Annotated in this window: 16 protein-coding genes; 2 read left to right on the top strand and 14 right to left on the bottom strand. The window is 74.5% G+C overall.

Going from position 1 to position 19,963, the window contains the following annotated elements:
- Positions 1 to 9: 9 nt before the first annotated feature.
- The 10 genes from E1200_RS00190 to E1200_RS00145 are packed head-to-tail and all read right to left on the bottom strand — an operon-like array spanning position 10 to position 12,664.
- Positions 10 to 828 (bottom strand): enoyl-CoA hydratase-related protein, encoded by an 819-nt coding sequence (locus tag E1200_RS00190; RefSeq protein WP_131949672.1) that lies wholly within the window; start codon positions 826 to 828, stop codon positions 10 to 12.
- Positions 825 to 2,111 carry a MaoC family dehydratase N-terminal domain-containing protein gene (locus E1200_RS00185; RefSeq protein ID WP_131949671.1) on the bottom strand — a complete coding sequence of 429 codons (1,287 nt, stop codon included), beginning with the start codon at positions 2,109 to 2,111 and terminating at the stop codon, positions 825 to 827. The genes E1200_RS00190 and E1200_RS00185 overlap by 4 nt, the downstream gene beginning before the upstream one ends.
- On the bottom strand, positions 2,108 to 3,637 hold the full coding sequence (locus E1200_RS00180; RefSeq protein ID WP_131949670.1) for an AMP-binding protein: 1,530 nt from the start codon (positions 3,635 to 3,637) through the stop codon (positions 2,108 to 2,110). Before E1200_RS00180 ends, E1200_RS00185 begins: the two co-directional genes overlap by 4 nt.
- Positions 3,634 to 4,101, bottom strand: a complete 468-nt coding sequence (locus E1200_RS00175; RefSeq protein WP_131949669.1) for an HAD family hydrolase — start codon at positions 4,099 to 4,101, stop codon at positions 3,634 to 3,636. The genes E1200_RS00180 and E1200_RS00175 overlap by 4 nt, the downstream gene beginning before the upstream one ends.
- Positions 4,102 to 4,143: 42 nt before the next feature.
- The gene (locus E1200_RS00170; protein WP_131949668.1) at positions 4,144 to 5,736 is read right to left on the bottom strand and encodes an ABC transporter substrate-binding protein; all 1,593 of its coding nucleotides are present in this window, start codon (positions 5,734 to 5,736) and stop codon (positions 4,144 to 4,146) included.
- Positions 5,733 to 6,803 (bottom strand): oligopeptide/dipeptide ABC transporter ATP-binding protein, encoded by a 1,071-nt coding sequence (locus E1200_RS00165; RefSeq protein WP_131949667.1) that lies wholly within the window; start codon positions 6,801 to 6,803, stop codon positions 5,733 to 5,735. The genes E1200_RS00170 and E1200_RS00165 overlap by 4 nt, the downstream gene beginning before the upstream one ends.
- A complete protein-coding gene (locus E1200_RS00160) occupies positions 6,800 to 8,764 on the bottom strand; it encodes a dipeptide/oligopeptide/nickel ABC transporter permease/ATP-binding protein (RefSeq protein WP_165950140.1) in 1,965 nt (654 codons plus the stop codon). Before E1200_RS00160 ends, E1200_RS00165 begins: the two co-directional genes overlap by 4 nt.
- Positions 8,761 to 9,705 carry an ABC transporter permease gene (locus E1200_RS00155; RefSeq protein ID WP_131949665.1) on the bottom strand — a complete coding sequence of 315 codons (945 nt, stop codon included), beginning with the start codon at positions 9,703 to 9,705 and terminating at the stop codon, positions 8,761 to 8,763. The genes E1200_RS00160 and E1200_RS00155 overlap by 4 nt, the downstream gene beginning before the upstream one ends.
- Positions 9,699 to 11,816 carry an acetate--CoA ligase family protein gene (locus E1200_RS00150; RefSeq protein WP_165950139.1) on the bottom strand — a complete coding sequence of 706 codons (2,118 nt, stop codon included), beginning with the start codon at positions 11,814 to 11,816 and terminating at the stop codon, positions 9,699 to 9,701. Before E1200_RS00150 ends, E1200_RS00155 begins: the two co-directional genes overlap by 7 nt.
- 14 nt (positions 11,817 to 11,830) lie before the next feature.
- The gene (locus E1200_RS00145) at positions 11,831 to 12,664 is read right to left on the bottom strand and encodes an enoyl-CoA hydratase-related protein (RefSeq protein WP_279483222.1); all 834 of its coding nucleotides are present in this window, start codon (positions 12,662 to 12,664) and stop codon (positions 11,831 to 11,833) included.
- A 240-nt stretch (positions 12,665 to 12,904) separates the two neighbouring features.
- On the opposite strand from E1200_RS00145, the gene E1200_RS00140 reads away from it, so the two are divergent.
- The gene (locus tag E1200_RS00140) at positions 12,905 to 14,329 is read left to right on the top strand and encodes an FCD domain-containing protein (RefSeq protein ID WP_131949663.1); all 1,425 of its coding nucleotides are present in this window, start codon (positions 12,905 to 12,907) and stop codon (positions 14,327 to 14,329) included.
- Positions 14,330 to 14,353: 24 nt separating this feature from the next.
- Here E1200_RS00140 and E1200_RS00135 read toward each other — a convergent pair whose 3' ends face one another.
- The 4 genes from E1200_RS00135 to E1200_RS00120 form a co-directional block, all read right to left on the bottom strand.
- The gene (locus tag E1200_RS00135) at positions 14,354 to 15,853 is read right to left on the bottom strand and encodes a fatty acid--CoA ligase family protein (RefSeq protein WP_131949662.1); all 1,500 of its coding nucleotides are present in this window, start codon (positions 15,851 to 15,853) and stop codon (positions 14,354 to 14,356) included.
- Between the two features lie 77 nt (positions 15,854 to 15,930).
- The gene (locus E1200_RS00130; RefSeq protein ID WP_131949661.1) at positions 15,931 to 16,242 is read right to left on the bottom strand and encodes a hypothetical protein; all 312 of its coding nucleotides are present in this window, start codon (positions 16,240 to 16,242) and stop codon (positions 15,931 to 15,933) included.
- A gap of 32 nt (positions 16,243 to 16,274) precedes the next feature.
- Entirely contained in the window at positions 16,275 to 17,783 is a 1,509-nt protein-coding gene (locus tag E1200_RS00125; RefSeq protein WP_131949660.1) for an acyl-CoA synthetase, read from the bottom strand.
- A gap of 38 nt (positions 17,784 to 17,821) precedes the next feature.
- A complete protein-coding gene (locus tag E1200_RS00120; protein WP_131949659.1) occupies positions 17,822 to 19,012 on the bottom strand; it encodes an acyl-CoA dehydrogenase family protein in 1,191 nt (396 codons plus the stop codon).
- A 107-nt stretch (positions 19,013 to 19,119) separates the two neighbouring features.
- On the opposite strand from E1200_RS00120, the gene E1200_RS00115 reads away from it, so the two are divergent.
- Positions 19,120 to 19,911: an FCD domain-containing protein gene (locus tag E1200_RS00115; protein WP_131949658.1), complete on the top strand. Its 792-nt coding sequence runs from the start codon at positions 19,120 to 19,122 to the stop codon at positions 19,909 to 19,911.
- The last annotated feature ends 52 nt before the right edge of the window (positions 19,912 to 19,963 follow it).

Raw genomic sequence — 19,963 nt, 5'->3', positions numbered from 1 at the left:
CCGGTGAAGTCAGCGTCCGGTGAAGGCGGGTGCGCGGCGCCCGAGGAACGCCCGGATGCCCTCCTTGAAGTCCTCGCCGCGCAGGCTGAGCTCGACCGTGCGCGCCTCGGCGTCCAGCGCACGCGGCAGGTCGGCGCTGAGGTGCTCGGAGATCAGCGCCTTGGTGAGGCCGTGCACGAGGGTCGGCCCGGCGGCCAGTTCGGCGGCGAGGTCCCGGGCGGTGCCGGCCAGCTCGTCCGCCGGCACCACCTCGCCGATGAGGCCCCACTCCAGGGCCCGCGCCGCCGGGACGACCGCGCCCCGGATGAGCATCTGCTTGGCCCGCGCGATCCCGACGAGCCGCGGCAGCAGGAACGTGCCGCCGCTGTCGGCGGTGAACCCGCGCCGGGCGAACGGCTCGCTGAACGCGGCCGTGTCGGCGGCCACGACGAAGTCGCAGGCCAGCGCCAGGTGCAGGCCGAGCCCGGCCGCCCGCCCCTGCACGGCGGCCACCGTCGGCACCGGCAGCTCCCACAGCGTCCGGACGAGCCGGTGCGCCGTCGCGGACAGGTTCCGGATCATCGCGCCCAGCGGCGGGCGCTCCCCGCCACCCGGGGCGTTCGCGGCGACCAGGTCGGCGCCACCGCAGAAGTTCCGGCCCTCGCCGCGCAGCAGCACGGCCCGGACGGCGCCGCCCGCGGCGGCGTCCTCCAGCGCGCGCAGCAGGACGCCCATGTCCCCGCCCCGCAGCGCATTGGCCCTGTCCGGGCGGGCGAGGGTCACGTGCAGCACGCCGCCCGCGACCTCGCACCGCACGCCGTCCGCCGGACCGGCCTCCGGAGCGGTCACGGCCGCCCCTCGCGCAGCAGCTCCCCGTGCCGGGACATCATCTCGACCGCCTTGCGCTGCAGCTCGGCCGGGACCCCGGGCAGCAGCGCGGGCCCGTGCTCGCGGCTCGGCAGCGCGACGGCCGCGGTGCCCTTGACGGTGTCCTCACCGCGCTGGTTGGTGCCCCGGAACGCGATGTCGACCAGGCACCGGCCGTCCTCGGCGACCGACTTGCCGGTGACCTCGCCTGACAGGAAGTGCGTGTCGCCCTGGTAGTTGAACTTGCGGATCTCGTCGTGCTGGGAGACGACCCATCCGTCGTCGCCGGCCCAGTCGGTCAGGTAGTGGTGCGCCCAGCACTCGCGCAGCACGCCGTAGTCGTAGGCGCGGGGGGTGCCGATGGCCTGCGCCCAGGCGGAGTCCCAGTGGACGCGCTGCGCCACGTCCGGGACCCCGTACTCGTTCTTGATGTAGAAGGGGGCGATCCGCTGCCGGTTGCGGTGGGCGAGGCGGCCCGTCTTCAGCCCGTACGGGACGAACCCGTACCCGCCCGCGTGGAAGACGATCATGTCGGTGGTGGTCAGCGGGCCCTTCGCCATCGGCGGGAGCTCCTCGCCGGCCTGCACGTCCTCGAAGTAGCGGACCTCGCTCCCGCGCGGCTGCTCCGCCGCGTAGATCTCCTCGATCTTCGCGAGGTCCTCGTCGGTGTAGCTCGGGTCCGCGATGTCCTTGTACTTGCCGCGCTCGCGGGCCTTCTTGCGCTCGGTGTAGATGACCAGCGTGCGGTAGACGCCGACGACCTCGGCGTTCTGGTTCATCTTGACCTGGCGGTTCACCTTCACGACCGAGCGGCCGGCGAACTCCGAGCGCTTCAGCTCGACCGACTCCAGCCCGCCGAAGCTGTAGATGGTGTCGCCGGGGCGGATCGGCCGGTACCAGTCCCAGGTGCCGCCGGACACGAAGGCGTGGATGCCCCGGTAGCTGCCGCCGCGCTCCTGCTTGGACGGGCGCTCGCCGCGCAGCGGGGCGTTCAGGATCGCCGCCATGATCGGCGGCGCGATCTGCCCGCCCCACCGGGTGCCCCGCCCGTAGTCGGGGTCGGTGAACAGCGGGTTGTCGTCCCCGTAGCCGGTGGCGAAGTTGCGGATCGCCTCCGGGGTGGCGGTGCTGAGGAACTCCTGCGAGCGGCTCGCCCAGTCCCGGCCGACGACCGCGCGGTCCTTATCGATGTCGGCCTCGTCCAGCTCGGCGGAGGTCGCCTTCTCGAACTCCTCCTGGGTCGGGGCATCGGTCGTCTCGCTCATGAGGCGGTCCTTTCGGGGACGTCGAAGAGCGCCCGGACGCCCGGGCGGCTGATCTTCATGGACGGGGTGCGCGGCAGCTCGTCCACGACCTTGATCTCGGCCGGCAGGTGGTAGCGGGCCAGCCGGTCGCGCAGCCACGCGGCGAGCTCGGCGGAACCGGCCGGGGAGCGCAGGGTGACCGCGGCGACCGGCACCTCGCCGAGCCGCGGGTCGGGCAGCCCGACGGCGGCGGCGTCGAAGACGGCCGGGTGCTCCTTCAGCGCGTCCTCGATCACGCTCGGAACGATCTTGAAGCCGCCGCGGTTGATGGCGTCGTCGGCGCGGCCGTGGATGTAGAGGAAGCCGTCCTCGTCGAGGGAGGCCAGGTCGGTGGTCCGGGTCCAGGCGCCGCCGCCGGCGGGGAGCTGGTCGCCGCGCGCCTCCAGGATGCCGGTCTCGCCCGGCCCCAGCGGCGCGCCGGTGTCCCGGTCGACGATGCGCAGCTCGATGCCGGGGTGGGCCCGGCCGACGCTGCCCCGCTTCGACTCGCCCCACTCCCGGCGCAGCTTCAGGTGCCAGCCGGCGATGGCCCCGGCGAACTCGGTCGCGCCGTAGTTGGTGAGGATGGGAATGCCGTAGCGGGCCTCGAAGCGCTCGGCGTCGGCGGGGTCGAGCGGCGCGGTGCCCGACAGGACGGCGCGCACGCCGTCGAACACGTCCGCGGGCACCTCGGCGTCCATGACCATGCGCATCGCGGTCGGCGGCAGGCCCACGACCTTCGGCCGGTGCGCGCGGACGAGCGCGGCCCACGCGTCCACCTCGAACCGTTCGAGAAGCGCGGTGGCGCGCCCCTCCAGGACGGTGCTCACCACGAAGTACAGGCCGGCGATGTGCACCAGCGAGGTCCAGAGGATCACGCTGCCGGGGCGGAGCCGGGGCTCGCCGTCCAGCGCCGCCGCCGTCCCGGCGGCGTTGTAGGCGGCGGTGAGCCGCGAGTAGGTCAGCTCCACCCGCTTGGGCTTGCCGGTGGTGCCGCTGGTCAGCATCAGGACGGCGACGTCGGAGGGCTCCGCGGGGCGCGGCGCGGGCGTCCAGTCCACCTCGCGGCGGGCCAGCGCCCGCTCCTGCCCGGTCTGGACGGCCACGGCCCCGGCGGCGCGGGCGGCGTCGGTGACACCGCTCCGGGCCCAGTCCTCCGGGTCGGCGATGACGGCCTGCGGCGCGAGCGCCGCGATGTCCTCGGCCAGCCCGACGTCGCCGTGGAACGGGCTCAGCGTGACGACCTCGCGACCGGTGGCCAGCACGGCGATCACCGCCGACAGCAGCGCGGGCCGGTTGCGCAGCACGATGCCGATCCGGCGGGCCCCGGTCCCCGCCAGGAGGGACTCCAGGTCGTCGATGGTCTCGGCGTGGTAGGCCCAGGGGTAGCTCCGGTCGCCGAAGGTGAGCGCGGTCGCCGCGGGGTCGAGCGCGATCACCCGGCGCAGCCGCGCGGGCAGCGGCCGGTCGGCGGGGCTCGCTCCCGGCTCGGGACGGGCGTGGTTCATCGGGTCCTTCCGGTGTTCAGCGGGTCTTCGTCGTTCGAGTGGGTCTCGTCGCGGGGCCCGGCGCGGGCGGGAAGCCGGCGGAGCAGCGCGGCGAGGGCGGTGTCGTGCGGGTTCGGCCCGACGTAGGGCGGGACGCCGACCACCTCCCCCACGGGCGGCACCTCGTGGGGAAGGTCGTCGACCAGGACGGCGGGGGCGTGCTCGGGCGGCAGGGCGGGCAGGACCCAGTGGCCCCGCCCGTCCCGCTCGGCCTTGACGTGGACGGCCGTGACCAGGTCGGCGATGCCCGCGCTCTCGGCGCGGCGGCGCGCGTAGTCCGCCCCGCCCGCGCTCCACAGCAGCACGGGCACGTCCAGCTCCCGCAGCCCGGCGAGCAGCTCGCGGGCCAGGGGACGCAGCGACGTCCCGGTCACCGAGTCCAGCAGGGTGCCGTCGACGTCGAAGAGCCACGCCCTCGCGGTCATGTCCTCACCTTACGCCGACGTAGCTGACTTCGCGAACATAGTTCACTTAGTCCAGAGGTAGTGCGGCCGGGGGGCGATGTCCTCCGGCGCGAAGACGGGCTGCTGTGTGGCCCGTACCGACGCGGCCAGCGCCGCGGCCCGCGGGTTCTGGCTCAGCGGGAACGCCACGCCGCGCTCGATGGTCTCCCGCTGCAGCCGGTCCATCAGCGGCTTGCGCGCGCCGTCGTCGGACATCTCCAGGGCCTGCTCGTAGGTCTTCTCCAGGTCGTCGAGGTCGTCCAGCTTGAACGGGTTGTAGATGCCCTTGGTGGAGACGGTGCGGCTCCACCACTGGTAGATGTCGATCGAGGTGGGCACGAAGTAGCCGGCCGGGAAGCGGCCCTTGCGCACGTCCGCGGTGTACTGGCCGTTGGCGACGTCCACGATCTTCATCGTGATGCCGCCCTCCTTCAGCAGCTGCGCGATGGTCTCGTTGATCTGCCTGATGACGGGCGCGTTGCCGACCTCGAACGTGAAGCCGTCGGGGTAGCCCGCCTGGGCGAGCAGTTCCTTGGCCTTCGCGGCGTCGGCCTTGTTGACCCCCTCCAGCGACGCGTCGTACCAGGGGGACCCCGGCGCGGCGAACCCGCCGCCCTTCGCGTCGCCCTTGCCCGACAGCAGCGCCTTGTTGTAGGCGTCCCGGTCCAGGAGCAGTCCGATCGCCTGCCGGACCTCCGGCTTGGCGAAGGCGGGCACCTTCTTGCCCTCCCGGTCCATGATCAGGAACGTGCCGGTGGAGGTGAGGTCGGTGAGCACCCGCAGGCCCGCGCTCTGCGCCGCGTCCATCTGGTCCGGCTGCAGCGTGGACATCACCTCGACCTGGCCGCTCTGCGCGGCGTTCAGCCGGGCGTTGCTCTCCTGCATGATCTTGACGTTGATCGTCTCGGCCCGGACGGCGTCCTTGTTCCAGTAGTCCGGGTTGGCCTTGTAGACGTGCTCGGCGCCCTCCCGGTGGGCGTCCTTCTGCCAGATCCAGCCGCCGCTGCCGGCGGCGGTGCGGGTCAGGTCGGTCTCCTCCTTGATCGCCTTCGGGCTGATCATCGCCCCGGCGACGGTGGACATGCTGTAGGGGAAGTTCGGCTGCGGCGTCGAGAACGACACCCTGACCGTGCCCGGGTCGACGGCCTCGACCTTGGAGATCGGTGCGTAGATGTTGGTGTAGGGGCCGCCGGTGACCTTCTTGGCCCGGTCCAGGTTCAGCTTGACGGTCTCGGCGTCGAACTTCGATCCGTCGTGGAAGGCGACGTCGTCGCGGAGCTTGAACTCCCACGTCCCGGGGTCGGGCTGGGTCCACGAGGTCGCCAGCCACGGCTGCGGCTTGAACTCGGCGTCGACGACCGTCAGCGTGTCGTACTCGGGGAAGATCAGCATGCCGTTCTGGGTGGTCGTGCGGACCGGGTCCATGGACGGCGTCTCCTGCCAGGCCGCCATGCGCAGCGTCCCGGCCGGGGCCGAGGGGGCGCCGGCCTTGTCGACGAGCGAGCCGCCGGCGTCGTCGCCGGACGTGCCGCCTCCGCCGCATGCCGTCAGGGCCAGGCCGGTCGCCAGCGCGACCGTCGCGGCGAGCAGCCGCCGTGGTGCCGGGTTACGGGTCATCGAGCGTCCTCCGGGGTGGTGAGGGGGGCGTCGTACAGGTGGCAGGCCACGCGGCCGCCACCGGGCACGGACGTCCGGTCGGGAAACATGTCGGTGCACACCGGCATCCGGTGAGGGCACCGGGGGGCGAACGGGCAGCCGGCGGCCGCCGCGGCGGGCGCGGCGGCGGCGGTCCCGGGCGAGACCGCCAGCTCGCGGCGGCGCCGCCGCTGGAGCCGCTGCCGCGCCGGGTCGGGGTCGGGGACGGCCGCGAGCAGCGCCTCGGTGTAGGGATGGGCGGGCCGCTCGCAGATCCGGTCCGCCGGGCCCTCCTCCACCACGCGGCCGCGGTACATGACCGCGATCCGGTCGCAGGCGTGCCGGACGACGGCCAGGTCGTGGGCGACGAACAGGTACCCGACGCCGGTGCGGTCGCGGACGTCCTCCAGCAGGTTGACGACCTGGCTCTGCACGGACACGTCCAGCGCGCTGACCGGCTCGTCCAGGATGATCAGGCGGGGTTCGGGGGCCAGCGCACGCGCGATCGACACCCGCTGGCGCTGCCCGCCCGACAGCTCGTAGGGGTAGCGGCGGGCGTGGTGGGCGGCGAGGCCGACCCGGTCGAGCAGCTCCGCGACCCGCCCGTCCCGCTCCGGCCCGCGCAGGCCGAAGTGGACGGCGAGCGGCTCGGCCACGATGTCGCCGATCACCTTGGTGGGGTTCAGGGAGCCGAGCGGGTCCTGGAAGACGGCCTGCACCGCGCGGCGGTAGCCGTCCGGGACCCGGCGGCCGAACGCGTCGACGCGGAAGCCCGCCGCCTCGATCGTGCCGCGGTCGGGGCGCAGCAGCCGCAGCACGGCCCGCGCGGTGGTGGACTTGCCGGAGCCCGACTCCCCCACCAGCCCGAGCGTCTCGCCCTGCGCGATGTCGAGGTCCGCGCCGTTGACGGCGACGGTTGTCGCGGGGCGCCGCCAGGGGGCCGGGCGGCGGCCGGCGAAGGTGACGGTCAGGTCCCGCACCCGCAGCAGCGGCCCGGTCCCGCCGGTGCCCTGCCCCGCGCTCCCCGCGTCGGTTGTCGTCGAGGTCATGGCTTCTTCGCAATCTGCACCGCGCCGGTGCCGCCGACCCCGGTCAGGGCCAGCTCGCCCGCGCGGACGCATCGGGTGGCACGGCCGCCGCCCGCGACGGCGGCCAGGTCGATCGGCCCCGCGGTGCACTCGGGCCGGGCGTGCGGGCAGCGGTCCGCGAAATGGCAGCCCGCGGGCCAGGCGTCCGGCGCCGGGACGACGCCGGGGATCGAGGGCAGCCGGCCCGTCCGCCGCACGTTGCGCGGCAGGGACGCGAGCAGCCCCTCGGTGTAGGGGTGGGCCGGTTTCCGGAAGACCTCCTCGGTGGGCCCGCACTCCACCAGCTGCCCGGCGTACATCACCGCGACCCGGTCGGCCACGTCCGCGACGACGCCGAGGTCGTGGGTGATCAGCAGGATGGACATCCCGGTCTGCTCGCGCAGCTCCAGCAGCAGGTCGAGCACCTGCCCCTGGACGGTGACGTCCAGGGCGGTGGTGGGTTCGTCGGCGACGAGCAGCCGGGGCCCGCAGGCCAGCGCCATCGCGATCATCACGCGCTGCGCCATGCCGCCGGAGAACTGGTGCGGGTAGTCGCCGAGCCGGTCGGCGGGGTTCGGGATGTGCACCTGCTCGAACAGCTCGATCACCCGACCGCGCGCCCGCTCCCGGGGCAGCCCGGCGTGCTCGCGCAGGACCTCCGCGACCTGGTCGCCGACCGTGTAGGCCGGGTTCAGGCTGGCGATCGGCTCCTGGAACACCACGCCGATCTCCCGGCCGCGCACCTTGCGGAGCTCGTCGAACGGCAGCCCGGTCAGCTCCCGGCCGTCCAGCCGGACGCTGGCGGCGGCGACCCGCCCGGGGTCGGGGACGAGGCCGAGCAGCGACATCGCGGTGACGCTCTTGCCGCTCCCGGACTCGCCGACCAGCCCGAGGATCTCGCCCTTGCCCACGTCCAGGGACACGCCCTGCACGACGGTCACCCGGCCGCCGGCCGGCTGCGGGAACGACACGGTGAGGTCGCGGACGCTCAGCAGCGGGTCCGGAACCGCCGTCCCGGCGGGCGGCTCCGCCGCGGTCGCGGCCGGGGCGTCGCCCTTCCCGCCGCGGTGCACCGGGTTGACGCCCAGCGTCCCGGCCTTGGCCTCGCGGGCGAAGAGGTCCCGCACCCCGTCGCCGACCTGGTTGAACGCCAGGACGGTGACCAGGATGGCGATGCCGGGCGGCAGCGTGAGGAAGAAGCTCTGCCGGATGCTCTCCTGCGCGTCCGCCAGCATCGAGCCCCAGCTCGCGTGGCCGGCCTGCGCGCCGAGCCCGAGGAACGACAGCGTCGCCTCCGCGATGATCGCACCGGCGATCATGAGCGTGACCTGGACGATCAGCGGCGGCGTGATGTTCGGCAGGATGTGCCGGAACAGGATCCGCGGCGCGCCGGCGCCGACGACCCGTGCCCCGTCGACGTACAGCTCCTCCCGGGCGGCGAGCGTCTCGCCCCGGGTGAGGCGCATCAGCGTCATCGCGAACACCACGCCGACGACGGCCATGGACTTCCACAGCCCCGGGCCCAGCACCGAGATCAGCGCGATGGCCAGCACCAGGAACGGCACCGACATGACGCCCTCGACGATCCGCATCAGGATCCGGTCGGTCCAGCCGCCGGCGTAGCCGGACAGCAGCCCGAGCGGGATGCCGATGGCCGCCGCGATCCCGACGGCCTCGGCGCCCGCGAGGAGCGCGACCTGCGCGCCGTACACGATCCGCGAGAAGACGTCGCGGCCGAGCTTGTCGGTGCCGAGCCAGTGGTCGCCGGACGGGCCGAGCAGCCCCTCCCTGACGTCGCCGTCGAGCGGGTCGTACGGCGCGATGACGGGGGCGAGGACGGCGCAGAGCACGACGGCCCCGACGATCCCGGCCCAGAACAGCGTCGTCCTGGAGCGCAGCAGCCGGGCGGTGAACCGGGCGCCCGCGGCCTGCGCGGCGCTCACAGCGCACGCACCTTCGGGTTGAGCCACGCGTACGAGAGGTCGAGCAGCACGTTGACCAGCACGACGATGATCACCGTGAGCACGACGATGCCCTGGATGACGTCCGGGTCGCGGCGCAGCACCGCGTCGATGGCCAGCTGCCCGAAGCCCGGCATGGCGAACAGCCGCTCGATCACGATCGATCCGCCGAGCAGCGAGGTGACCTGGAACGACACCACCGTCACGATGGGCACCGCGGCGTTCTTCAGCGCGTGCTTGACCACCACGCGCCGCTTGGACAGGCCCTTGCTGAGCGCCGTGCGCACGTACTCCTGCTGCAGGACGCCGATCATGCTGGAGCGGGTCTGCCGCGAGATCGCGGCCGCGGCGACCAGCCCGAGCGAGACCGAGGGCAGCACCAGGCTGCGCAGCCAGCCGGTGAGGCTCTGGTCGATCGCGACGTAGCCGACCGAGGGGAACCAGGGCAGCTGGATCGCGAACGCGAAGATCAGCAGCAGGCCCAGCCAGAAGCCCGGCACGGCCTGGCCGACGGTGGCGAACAGGCTGATCGCCCGGTCCCCCGCGCGGCCCGCCCGCAGCGCGCTCCAGATCCCGGACGGCACCCCGAGCAGCAGCCCGACCAGCAGCCCGCCGAAGGTGAGCGACAGGGTCACCGGCAGCGCCTGCAGCAGCGAGGCCGACACGTCCGCCCTGGTGTAGACCGACTCGCCGAGGTCGCCGCGCACGGCGCCGGACAGCCAGTCGGAGTACTGCTCCATGGCGGGGCGGTCCAGCCCGAGGTCGCGCCGGACGGCGGCGACCTGCTCCTCGGTCGCCTCCGGCCCGACGATGTTCTCCGCGGGGTCGATGTCGGAGAGCTGGCCGAGGAAGAACACCGCGGTCGAGACGAGGAAGACCAGCGGGAGCAGCGCGGCCAGCCGGATGACCACGGTCCTCAGCACGGTCCGTCCCCCGCCACCACGGCCAGGGCGTCGACGGCGACGGCGCCGGACGGCCCGACGATCAGCGGGTTCAGCTCCAGCTCGCGGAGCTCGGGGTGCCGCCGGGCGGCCTCGCCGAGCCCTGCCAGGACGCCGGCGACGGACGCGGCCTGCTCCTCGGTGAGCCCGCGGGCGGCGCCGACGAGGCGTCCGCCGGCCAGTCCCCGGACGAGCCGCCCGGCCTCGGCCGGTCCGGCCGGGGCGAGTGCGAGCCGCCGGTCCCGCACGATCTCGACGAGCGTCCCGCCGAGCCCGACCGTGACGACGGGCCCGAACGTGGGGTCGGTGAACAGCCCGCAGACGAGTTCCAGGCCCGGCTCGGCCATCCGCTGCATGAGGATCTCCGCGGCGGGGGCACCCTCCGGGCGCAGCCGCTCGCCGAGCGCGGCCAGCTCGGCGAGGGCGCTCTCGATCTCGGCGCGCCCGGTGAGCCCGACCCGGACGGCGCCGTGCTCGCTCTTGTGGGAGAGCCAGTCCGCGCTGAGCTTCAGCACGACCGTGCCGCCGAGTTCCGCGGCGGCGGCCGCTGCCCCGGTCGTGCCGGTGACGATGCGCTCGTCCGGCACCGGGATGCCGGCTTCGACCACGTAGCGGCGGGAGACGTGCTCGGCGAGCGGCCGCGGCGGCGCCGCGGCGGCCGGGACGGCGTCGGGCCGCGGGTGGTACGGCTCGCCGAGCAGCCGCTCCCGGTTCTCCCGGTAGCCGGCCATCGCGCCCATCGCGCCGATCAGCAGGTTCGCGTCGTGGCAGGTGGTGACGCCCCGCGCGGTCAGGTCGCGGGCGACGTCCGGCTGCCCGGCCCACACCGCGAACGGCTTGTCGGTGGACTCGGCCCCGGCCTGGAGCGTCTCGCGCAGCGCCGCGCCGAGGCCGCGCGCAGCGCCCGCGACGGCCACCATGTCGTAGTCGGGCGCCGCGGTGACCTTGGTGAGCAGCTCGCGGAGCATCGACTGGTCGTTGACGATCTGCGCGGTCGGGTCGATCGGGTTGGCGGTCGATCCGAAGGACGGCACCAGCCCGCCGAGCTCCTCCGCCAGCGTCCCGGCCGGCGACGGCATCTCCAGCCCCGCGGACTCGGCGATGTCGGCCATGAGCACGCCCGCCCCGCCGCTGGAGGTGACGACGGCGAGCCTGCGCCCGGCCGGCCGCCGCCCGGCCGCGAACATCCGCGCGTACTCCACCAGCTCGGCCGGCCCGTCGACGCGGACGATCCCCGCGCCCTCGAACGCCGCCGACACGACGTCGTCGGCCGACGAGAGCGCGCCGGTGTGGCTGGCGGCGGCGCGGGCCCCCACCTGTGAGCGGCCGGTCCGCACGGCCACGATCGGCTTGCCCAGCTCCAGGGCGCGGCGGGCGGCGGCCAGCAGCGTGCCCGGCTTGCGCACCCCCTCCATGAACAGCGCGATGACCTCCACGTCCGGCTGCTCGACCAGGTGCCCGACCATCTCGCCGCAGGTCACGTCGGCCTCGTTGCCGGTGGCCAGCACGTAGGAGACACCGAGCCCGGACTGCTGGGCGGTCTCGAACATGCCCATGCCGAAGCCGCCGCTCTGGCTGACGATGCCGACGTTGCCCGGCTCCTGCGGGACGTCGGTGAGGGTGGAGAACACCCCGCGCAGCCCGATGGTCAGGTTCATGATCCCGATGCAGTTCGGCCCGCAGATCCGCATCCCGGACGCGGCGCCGATGGCGGCCAGCTCGTCCTGCGCGCGCCGGCCCTCCTCGCCGGCCTCGCCGAAGCCCGCCGACAGGACCAGCAGCGCGCCGACGCCGCGGGCGGCGGCGTCCCGCGCGATCTGCGGGACGGCCGGGCCGGGCGCCGCGACGATCGCCAGGTCGACGGCTTCGGGCAGGGCGGACACGTCGGGGTGGGCGGGCAGGTCCTGGACGGTGGCGCGGGAGCTGTTCACCGGGAAGATGCCGCCCCGGTAGGTCTCCTTGAGCCGGGCGAGGATGCGCCCGCCGATCCGGGCGGGGTGGTCGGACGCGCCGACCACCGCGATGGAACGCGGGGAGACGAGGGGGGTGAGCGTCGCCAGGCCCGCGGCCGGCTCGGTCGCCGTCTCGGTCACGGTGGACAACTCCTTCATGCGCTGCTGGGACGGGACGGGGCGGTGCCGGACCCGGCGGCCCGCACGGCGGAGCGGCGGGCGGCGAGCTCGGCGAACTCGGGGCGGTCGAGGCTCTCGTAGACGAGGTCCTGGGAGTACGCGTAGGCGGTGCGCCAGTCCTGCTCCCAGGCGGCGTGCACCTGCTCGCGCATCCGGGTCAGCGAATGGGCGGAGTTCGCGGCGAGGCCGGCGGCGTAGGCGCGGGCGCGGTCGACGAGCTCGTCCGCTGGAACGATCCACTGGACGAGGCCGATGCGCTCGGCCTCCGCGGCCCCGACCGGGCGGGAGGAGTACAGCAGGTCGAGCGCGCGGGCCGTCCCGACGAGCCGGGACAGCAGCCAGGCGGTGCCGCCCTCGGCGGTCAGCCCGAGCCTGGCGAACGCGGTGGTGAAGGTCGCCTCCGGGGCGGCGAAGCGGACGTCGGCCATGAGCGCGTGCGCCACGCCGATGCCGGCGACGGGCCCGTTCACCGCGGCGATCAGCGGTTTCCGGAGCCGCATGGCGCGGTCGAAGGGGTGCCTCTGCGCGGCCGAGCGCGCCCGCATCGTCTCGGCGTCGAGCCCTTCCAGGGCCTTGAAGTCGGCGCCGGCGCTGAACGCCCGCCCGGCCCCCGTCACCACGATCGCCCGGACCTCCGGGTCGCGGTCGGCCCGGTCGAGCGCCGCCAGGTACAGCTCGCGCATCTCGGCCGTGAATGCGTTGAGGCGCTCGGGCCGGTTCAGGGTGATCAGAGCTATTTCGTTGGATGTTTCGCTGCGAATCGGGCCGTCAGGACGCGATGTCGCCGCGTCGTCCGCCGCAGGGACCACCTGATCTACCTCTTCCTGCCGGACAGCAATCACTCGCCGCAAGCCGAGACGCTGCACCGTCTCCGGAACTCCGCCGGGGGCGGAGTGACCCGGGCGCCTTGGCCCGGGCCATCGGCCCGGACCTGCGACTCGCGCTTCCGTGGGGAAATTAGTAGCATATTTAGGTGTGGCCGCCAAGATGCTCGCTAGGATTCATCCGGTTCGCCCGACCGAGGTACCCGACCCGACCGGAGTGCGCCGTTGACCGCGCCGTCGCAGCCGTCCCCCGCCGCGCCCCGGCGCAAGCTCGCCGAGCACGTGGCCCGGCGCATCGAGGACGAGATCGTCGAGCGCGGCTGGCCGGTCGGTGCGGCGATCGGCTCCGAGGCGCGGCTGATCGAGCGCTACGGTGTCTCCCGCGCCGTGGTGCGCGAGGCGATCAGCATCCTGGAGTACAAGCAGGTCGCGGCGATGCGCCGCGGCCGCGGCGGCGGCCTCGTGGTGCGGGCCCCGGCCGGCGCGGTCGTCGCCGAGGCGGTGGCCGCGTTCTTCCACTTCGCGGACGTGTCGGTCGGCGAGCTGTACGAGGCCCGCAGCACCCTGGAGGTGCTCGCCGCGCGGCTGGCCGCGCGGCGGATCGGCGAGGAGGACATCGCCCACCTGCGCGCGGTCGCCGCCGACGACCGCGTCGACCGCCCGCTGAGCGTCGCGATCGCCCAGGCGACGCACAACCCGGTGCTCTCGATCTTCATCCCGACGCTCACCCGGGTGACCGGCGCCCTCGCCGGCGTCCCCGCCGACGGGTACCGGCTGGGCGAGAAGGCGGCCGGCGCCCGCCGGCGGGCGCTCCCGGCCATCGCGGAGGCGATCGTCTCGGGCGACGAGGTCAAGGCCGAGCGGCGCGTGCGCAGCCAGCTAGACGGCGAGCGCGCCTGGCTGGACCGGGTGCGCGAGGCGCAGGCCGCGGAGCGCGCGCGGCCGCCCGGCGAGCCCGCCGAGTCACTCGCCGAGCAGCTCGCGGGGCCGGTCATCGGGGCCATCGGGGGCAAGCTCCCGGAGAAGGTGGCGCTGCTGGTCCGCCAGGAGATCCGGCGGCGCGGCTGGCCCACCGGCGAGGTGCTCGGCAACGAGGCGAGCCTGTGCGAGGAGCTGGAGGTCAGCCGGGCCGTGTTCCGGGAGGCCGTGCGGATCCTGGAGCACAACGGCGTCGCCCGCATGCGGCAGGGCCCCGGCGGCGGGCTCGTCGTCCAGGCCCCCGACCCGGCCCGGGTCGTCGACGCGCTCGCCCTGTACCTGCGCTACCTGCAGGTCGAGCCCGGTGACGTGTTCGAGGTGCGGACGGCCGTCGAGCTCAAGGCGGTCGAGCTGGCCGCCGCCCTCGCCCCGCACGGCGACACCGCCGACCTCAAGGCCGCCCTCGGCCGCGAGCTCGACCCCGCGGCCCCGCCCGCGGCCGCGGCCGTGGAGGTGCACGCGGCGCTGGCGCGGCTGAGCCGCAACCGGCTGCTGGCGCTGTTCACCGCCGTGCTGGCGGAGCTCAGCCTGATCCGCGTCCCCGGCGAGGCCGGGGCGGAGTCGGCGGCGGAGGCGGCGGTCCACGAGAAGATCGCCGACGCGGTGCTGGCGGGCGACGTGAGTCTGGCCCGGCATCGGATGAGCCGGCACCTCCGGGCGCTGGAGCCCTGACCCCGGACGGCCGGGCGGGACGGGTCAGGGCTGTGCCGCGGTCAGCGCGGTGACGATGTCGCGCTTGACGAGCTTGCCGGTCGGGGTGCGGGGAAGCTCCGGCCAGCAGGCGATGCGGTCGGGCGTCTTGGAGCCGCGCAGCCGCGCCCTGATGTGGCCGCGCAGCTCCTCCGGGTCGAGGACGGCCCCGGCCACGGGCACGACCACCGCCTCGATGCGCTGCCCCCACTCGTCGTCGGGTACGCCGACGACGGCCGCGTCCGCCACGTCGGGGCGGCGGAGCAGGACGTCCTCGATCTCGGCGGGCGCGATGTTCTCCCCGCCCCGGATGATGGTGTCGTCGGCGCGGCCCTCGACGAACAGGTAGCCGCCGTCGAGGCGGCCGTGGTCCCGGGTGTCGAAGAAGCCGCGCTCGTCGACCGAGGGGCCCTGCCCCGCGTACTCGCCGGAGACCTGCTCGCCGCGCACCCAGATCCGGCCGCTCGCCCCGTCCGGCAGCACCCGGCCGTCATCATCGCGGATCTCCAGCTCGACGGACGGGACGGGCCGCCCGGCCGATCCGAGCCTGGCCCGCACGTCCGGGTCGTCCGAGGTGAGGGCGGCGCGGTGGTCGTCGGGGCCGAGGACCGCGATGGTCGAACTGGTCTCGGTCAGGCCGTAGGCGTTGACGAAGTCGACGTGCGGCCATTCGCGCAGCGCCCGCTCGATGACGCGCGGCGGCATCTTCGCGCCGCCGTAGGCGAGGGCGTGCAGGCTCGGGACCGACCGGTCCAGCCCGGGGGCGTCCATGATGCGGGCGAGCATCGTCGGGACCACCATCGCGTTGGTCACGCCCTCGGCCCGCACGAGGGCGAGCCACCCGTCCGGGGTGAACGAGGGCAGCGTGAGGCAGCGCCGCCCCGCGTAGAGGTTGGTGAGCACGTTGGACACCGCGGCGATGTGGTACGGCGGGACGCTCATCAGGGCCGCATCGTCCTCGCCCGCCGCCGCGAACTCCACCGTCCCCAGCACGTACGAGGTCAGGTGGTGGTGGCGCAGCACCACGCCCTTGGGCTCGGACGTGGTTCCGCTGGTGTAGATCAGCACCGCGGTGGCGTCGGGATCGGCCTGTGCCTCCGGGGCATCGGCCCCCGCTGCGGCCTCGCCGGCTTCGTGCAGGAAGTCGGCCGGGGTGCGGACCGGCAGGCCCGCGCCGCGGAGGGCCTCGTGCCGGTCCTCGCCGGCGATGCCGTACGCCTTGGGGTGCCGGGCGAGCAGGCGGCCCAGCTGGTCCTCGCCGAGCCGGTAGTTCACCGGGACCAGCGGGACGCCCGCGTAGGCCGCCGCGAAGAAGGCCACCGGGAACGCGGGGCCGTTCTCGGCGAGGTGGACGACCGCCTCCGCACCGGATTCGCGCACACGTCCGGCGGCGGCTGCGGCGAGCGCCCGCAGCCGGGACGCGGTCAGGCCGCCGCCGCGGGGACCGAGCACGACCCGGTCGCCGAAGCCGTCCGCCGCCATCTCCAGCAGCATCGTCACGTTCATCCGTGCTCCAGTCGGCCGGTCCGCCCGGCGGAGGCCGCCGGGCGGAGTCGTCGGGGGCGAGTCGTCGGGGCGGGCGGTCAGTCGGAGGCGGGCAGCGGCTTGGCGTCCTTGACGGGCAGCGCGGCGCCGTTCACCTCGACGGTTCCCTCACCCGCCTTGGTGCACAGCAGCTCGATCCCGAGGGCCTCGTCGGCGTAGCGCTTGCCGAGCAGGGTCCCGGCCCGCCGCGCCGGGTCGGCGGAGCCGGGGGCCGGGGCCGCCGCCTGCGCGGCGTCGGCCATGGGCGCGCCGCCGCAGGTCACCTCGACCTCTTCGGCCGGTGCGCGGACCACGACCATCCTGGTTCCGTCAACGGCGCTGGCCAGTTGCAGGCCGGGACGCAGCTTCATATCGTCCTCCCAAACAAGGGTGACCGAGTCACCTACAGCAGCCGGCGCAGCAGCTTGCCGGTCGGCGTCCGGGGCAGTTCCCCGGTGAACTCGATGGTGCGCGGGCACTTGTAGCCGGCCAGGCGGTCCCGGCAGTGGGCGATCAGCTCGGCGGCCAGTCGCGGGCCGGCGGCGGCCGGGTCCGCGGGCTGGACGACGGCGCGCACCCGCTGCCCCATCTCCGGGTCCGGCGCCCCGACCACGGCGACGTCGGCGACCGCCGGGTGGACGGTGAGGACGTCCTCGATCTCCCGCGGGTAGACGTTGACGCCGCCGCTGAGGATCAGGTCGGCCCGGCGGTCCACCAGGTAGAGGTAGCCCTCGCCGTCCACGTGGCCGAGGTCGCCGAGCGTGCTCCAGCCCCGGTCGTTGTACGCCCCGGCCGTCTTCTCCGGGTCGTTGTGGTACCGGAAGGCCGGCGCGCCCTCGAACCAGACGGTGCCGACCTCGCCGGCGGGCAGCTCCCGCCCATCGTCGTCGAGGACGTGCACCGCGCCGAACGTGGGACGGCCGACCGAGCCGGGATGGGCGAGCCAGTCGGCGGAGTCGATGAGGAAGAAGCAGTTTCCCTCGCTGCCGGAGTAGTACTCGTACACGACCGGCCCGAACCACTCGATGATCCGGCGCTTCACCTCGACCGGGCAGGGCGCGGCGGCGTGCACGACCGTCCGGAGGCTCGACAGGTCGTACCGGGCGCGGACCTCGTCCGGGAGCTTGAGCATCCGGACGAGCATCGTCGGGACGAACTGGACGTGCGTCACCCGGTGCCGCTCGATGAGCTCCAGCGTCCGCTCGGCGTCGAAGCGGTCCATGAGGACGACCGTGCCGCCGTTGCGCATCGTGCCGAGCGTCCAGCCCGTGGGGGCGGCGTGGTAGAGCGGCGCGGGGCACAGGTAGACGGTGTCGGGCCCGAACCCGAACAGCGCGGGCAGCACCTGGTCGAGCCTGCGCCCGGTGCCGAACGGCTCCCCGGCCGACTCGGGGAGGATGCCCTTGGGCCGCCCGGTCGTGCCGGACGAGTAGAACATGTAGTAGCCCTCGCGCTCGTCCGCCGGCTCCTCGGCGGGGTAGGGCGCGGTGGCCGCGCGCAGGTCCTCGAAGCCTTCGGGCGGGTCGCCGTCCCCGTCGATCAGCCGCACCGCGAGGTCCGGGCAGGCGTCGGCGACCTCCCGCGCGGCGCCGCCCAGCGCGCCGGACGCGATCAGGGCGCGGGCGCCGCAGTCGCGGACGATGTAGGCGGCCTCGCCGGCGGTGAGGTGGTGGTTGACCGGCGTCCAGTACAGCCCGGACCGCTGGCAGGCCCAGGCGGCGGTGAAGTAGCCCGCGCCGTTGTCCATGAGCAGCGCGGCGTGGTCGCCCGGTCCGAACCCGCGCTCGGCGAGCAGCCGGGCGAGGCGCAGGGACGCCTCGTCCAGTTCGCGGTAAGTGGTGACCGCGCCGGTCGCCGCCTCGATCACGGCGGGCTTGGCGGGATGCCGCTCGGCGAGCCTGGACAGGTGCACGGCGTCCTCCTTGGGGGGCGGGACGAGGGACGGGCCGGTCAGCGGGGTTCGCGGGGCAGGCCGAGGGCGCGCTCGGCGATGATGTTGCGCATGATCTCCGAGCTGCCGCCGGCGATCGTGTACGCGCGGGCGTACAGGTAGGCGTCCTGCCAGCGGCCCCCGGCGACGGCGTCCGGATCGTCCTCGGTGAGGACGCCGGCCGCGCCGGGCAGGGACACGGCGTACTCGGCCATGCGCAGGTTCAGCTCGCTGAACGCCAGCTTGGTCGCCGGGGCGTCGATCATCCGCTCCCGGCCCGCCCGCCACCGCGCCATCGACGTGTGGGCGAGCAGCGCGCAGGCGTCCACCTCGGCGCGGAACCTGGCGAGCCGCTGGCGCACGTCGTCGAGTTCCAGGGCCGGGCGGCCGTCCACGACGATCTCGCGGGCGAGGGCGACGAGGTCCTTCCAGGCCATCTGGAGCTGCACGACAGAGACGCCCACGCCGTTGCGCTCCTCGGCGAGGGACGCGTTGGCGATCAGCCAGCCCTGCCCGGGCTCGCCGATGAGGGCGCCGGCGGGCAGCCGGACGTCGTCGAAGAACACCTCGTTGAAGTCGGAGGTGCCGGTCAGCTCCCGCAGCGGGCGGACCTGCACCCCCGGCAGGCTCATGTCGAGGACGAACGCGCTGATGCCCTTGTGCTTGGGCGCGCCTGGGTCGGTGCGCGCCAGCAGGTAGCCGTACCGCGACCAGTGCCCGTTGGTCGTCCAGACCTTCTGCCCGGAGACGACCCAGTCGTCGCCGTCCCGCACCGCCGTGGTCCGCAGCGACGCGAGGTCGCTGCCGGCCTCGGGCTCGCTGAACAGCTGGCACCACACGTCCTCGCCGGACCGGATCCGCGGCAGGTACCGCCGCTTCTGCTCCTGCGTGCCGAACCGGATCAGCGCGTGCGCGGCGAGCGAGCCGCCGCTCGCGGGCATCGGCGCGCGGGCCCGCGCGATCTCCTCCCCCACCACGAACTGCCGCAGCGGGTCGTGGCCGGGCGTCCCGCCGTACTCCGCGGGCCAGTCGGCGCCGATGTAGCCGGCGGCGTACAGCTCGGCCGTCCAGCGCTGCAGCTCCTTCAGCTCGGCGGCGTCCTCCGGGCTGCGCACCCCCGACCTGACCCGGAAACCGGGGGCGTGGGCCGCGACGAACGCGCGGACCTGCGCGCGGAACTCCTCCAGCGGCGTACCGGCACCGAACTCCACGGTGGCATCCTTCTTCCCGACGGAAATTACATGGTTGACTAGGTTATCTACTAATCTTGAACGGCTGGTCAGTCATGATTCACCAACCGCACGGGGAGCGATCGTCGATGGCACTGCCGGACTCGGGGACACGGCACGGCCTGCCCGCGGGCGGCCGGGGCGGCGGGGTCCGCGCCCCCAAGACCGGCGAGCTGGTGGCGCGCCGGCTGCGGCGCCGCATCGTGGAGGGCTCCCTCACCGAGGGCGACTTCCTGCCCAACGAGGCCACGCTCATGGAGCACTTCGGGGTCTCCCGCCCCACGCTCCGCGAGGCGTTCCGGGTGCTGGAGTCCGAGGGGCTGATCGAGCTGCGCCGCGGCTCCCGCACCGGCGCCCGGGTGACCCTGCCCGGCCCGGAGGCGGTCGCCCGGCCCGCCTCGCTCCTGCTCCAGCTCGGCAAGGCCACGCTCGGCGACGTGTACCAGGCGCGCAGCGCGATCGAGCCGCCCGCGGCCCGGCTGCTCGCCCTCAGCGGTGACGACGAGCGGTACGCGGCCCTGGAGGAGGAGCTGGACAACGCGCGCGCCTCGGTCACCGACTACGAGCGGTTCGCGGTCGACAGCGCGCGCTTCCACCTGCGGCTCGTCGAGCTGTCCGGCAACCGGACGCTCGCGCTGATGGCGGGGATGGTGCACGAGATCATCCTGCGGCAGACCCAGGCGTCGGTCCGCGCCCACGAGGCGACCGGTGCGCACGGCGACTACCCCCGCGCCCTCCGCGCCTACGCGAAGCTCGTCACGCTCGTCCGGGCCGGCGACGGGCCCGCCGCCGAACGTTTCTGGCACCGGCACCTCCAGGTGGCCGACGAACTGGTCCTCCGCGGGCGGGAGGCCACCTCCGTGATCGACATCCTCGACTGAGCGGGGGCCGTACGGCCGGGGCCGGCCGGGTCTCGTGGCGCATCGGGACGGG

Origin of the sequence: Actinomadura sp. GC306, from assembly GCF_004348665.1 — a bacterium.
Taxonomy (GTDB): Bacteria; Actinomycetota; Actinomycetes; order Streptosporangiales; family Streptosporangiaceae; genus Spirillospora.
Note: the sequence above shows the minus strand (reverse complement) of the source record. Positions and strands in the feature narration are given on the sequence as shown.

Excerpts from the sequence above, each read along its gene's own strand:
- E1200_RS00170 (WP_131949668.1), bottom strand. The coding sequence starts at position 5,736 with ATGACCCGTAACCCGGCACCACGGCGGCTGCTCGCCGCGACGGTCGCG.
- E1200_RS00175 (WP_131949669.1), bottom strand. The coding sequence starts at position 4,101 with ATGACCGCGAGGGCGTGGCTCTTCGACGTCGACGGCACCCTGCTGGAC.
- E1200_RS00130 (WP_131949661.1), bottom strand. The coding sequence starts at position 16,242 with ATGAAGCTGCGTCCCGGCCTGCAACTGGCCAGCGCCGTTGACGGAACC.
- E1200_RS00180 (WP_131949670.1), bottom strand. The coding sequence starts at position 3,637 with ATGAACCACGCCCGTCCCGAGCCGGGAGCGAGCCCCGCCGACCGGCCG.
- E1200_RS00135 (WP_131949662.1), bottom strand. The coding sequence starts at position 15,853 with ATGAACGTGACGATGCTGCTGGAGATGGCGGCGGACGGCTTCGGCGAC.
- E1200_RS00165 (WP_131949667.1), bottom strand. The coding sequence starts at position 6,803 with ATGACCTCGACGACAACCGACGCGGGGAGCGCGGGGCAGGGCACCGGC.
- E1200_RS00115 (WP_131949658.1), top strand. The coding sequence starts at position 19,120 with ATGGCACTGCCGGACTCGGGGACACGGCACGGCCTGCCCGCGGGCGGC.
- E1200_RS00185 (WP_131949671.1), bottom strand. The coding sequence starts at position 2,111 with ATGAGCGAGACGACCGATGCCCCGACCCAGGAGGAGTTCGAGAAGGCG.